Genomic DNA, 1,602 nt, shown 5'->3' on the forward strand with positions numbered 1-1,602 from the left:
GGACGCCTCCCTTAAGTGGTGCTAAACACCTCCACTTTGGCACATCGATGCCGTCGGCGGGGCGTCCACCCCATCATGAACGTCAGCTTGGCAGTCACAGCGGAAAGCTGTGATTCAAGCCTGACAGGTGCCTTATCACCCAAAACGAGTGCAAGGAGCTATTGCAGCTTGTAGCGTCATTTCATTTCTGCTTACTGCTGGGCTCTAAGTGTAAGCCAATATCCCCAATTGAGATCCGCGCCAATGCTCACCATTTATGGCCGTAAATCGTCATTCAACTTGCAGAAGGTGATGTGGCTGGTCGGTGAGCTCGGCATCGCGCACAAGCATGTCGAGCTTGGAGGCTCGTTCGGGGGCCTCGACACGCCTGAATTCCTGGCCATGAACCCGCATGGCCGCCTTCCAGTAATTGATGACTCCGGCGTCGTCGTCTGGGAGTCGCACGCCATCTTGAGATATCTTGCGGCCAAATACGCTTCCGAAACGTCGTTCTGGAAGGCGAATCCGGCTGAGCGCGCGAAGGCAGACCAATGGATGGATTGGTCGCAAACCGCGTTGCAGCCGGCGTTCATGGTTGGTGTGTTTTGGGGTTGGTACCGGACGCCCGAAGCGCAACGCAATTTGGCTGCGGTTGACAAAGCTCTGGAACAAACCAGCCGTTATCTGAAGCACATCGACCATCAGTTGAAAGGCAGGTGCTTCGTGCTCGGAGACCAGCTATCACTCGCCGATATTCCGATAGGAACCCATCTTTATCGCTATCTCAACCTTGACCTTCCGCGCCCGAACTTGCCGAACGTTGAGCGCTGGTATGAGCGGCTGCAATCGAGGGCCGCCTACAATGAGCATGTGTGCGTACCATTCGACGAACTCTACGGCCGGCTTGATTTTTGATTTGCACGTCAGGGCGTATGATCAAGGGAGGGGATGCCCATGGCAGTTCTCACTCGCCTGGAACCAAATTGGACAATTCGGCCATTCCGACTTGGCGACGCGCCGGCGGCGCGGCGGCTCATTGAAGCTGTTTGGCATGAGCATTTCCATGATCACCCCGACAGTTTTGTGCGGGACTTCATTTATTCGCGGCTATCGGACCTCGACAACGCGGAAACTGTGTACGCCGATCGAGCTCTCCTTTTGTGTGTGATCGCCGAAAACGAAATCATCGGTACCGGTGCGATCAAGCGTTTCGACGATCGACAGTGCGAAATGGTTCGCATGTTTGTCGCCCCAACCTACCGAGGCCGGGGGATCGCACGAGCTATCTCAGATGCACTTATCAGCTTTGCTCGCAGCGCAGGATACGATCGCATACGCTTGTCAAGCAACAACGCGCTAACGGCCTCGCATCGTCTATACGAAAGGATCGGATTCCAACCCACGGCTCCCTGGGAGCAAGGTGGCGAAGCTTACTCGCGTTACTATGCCCTTTGGATATCTGGCTAGGTGATCGCGGACCTTGGGTGAGCTGCGCCAGCGCGCGCTATCACGGACAGAGCGGGCCTCACACGAAGTGCAACGCAAGTTTATGATGGGGTGGACGCCCCGCCGACGGCATCGATGTGCCAAAGTGGAGGTGTTTAGCACCACTTAAGGGAGGCG

At 56.1% G+C, this 1,602-nt stretch carries 2 protein-coding genes; both read left to right on the top strand.

Annotated features, from left to right (window positions below):
- Positions 1 to 243 precede the first annotated feature (243 nt).
- A complete protein-coding gene (locus tag AC0L3K_RS40535) occupies positions 244 to 894 on the top strand; it encodes a glutathione S-transferase family protein (protein ID WP_219685660.1) in 651 nt (216 codons plus the stop codon).
- A gap of 39 nt (positions 895 to 933) precedes the next feature.
- On the top strand, positions 934 to 1,446 hold the full coding sequence (locus tag AC0L3K_RS40540; RefSeq protein WP_219685659.1) for a GNAT family N-acetyltransferase: 513 nt from the start codon (positions 934 to 936) through the stop codon (positions 1,444 to 1,446).
- The last annotated feature ends 156 nt before the right edge of the window (positions 1,447 to 1,602 follow it).

Source organism: Bradyrhizobium sp. MI1.10 (assembly GCF_055811035.1).

Excerpts from the sequence above, each read along its gene's own strand:
- AC0L3K_RS40535 (WP_219685660.1), top strand. The coding sequence starts at position 244 with ATGCTCACCATTTATGGCCGTAAATCGTCATTCAACTTGCAGAAGGTG.
- AC0L3K_RS40540 (WP_219685659.1), top strand. The coding sequence starts at position 934 with ATGGCAGTTCTCACTCGCCTGGAACCAAATTGGACAATTCGGCCATTC.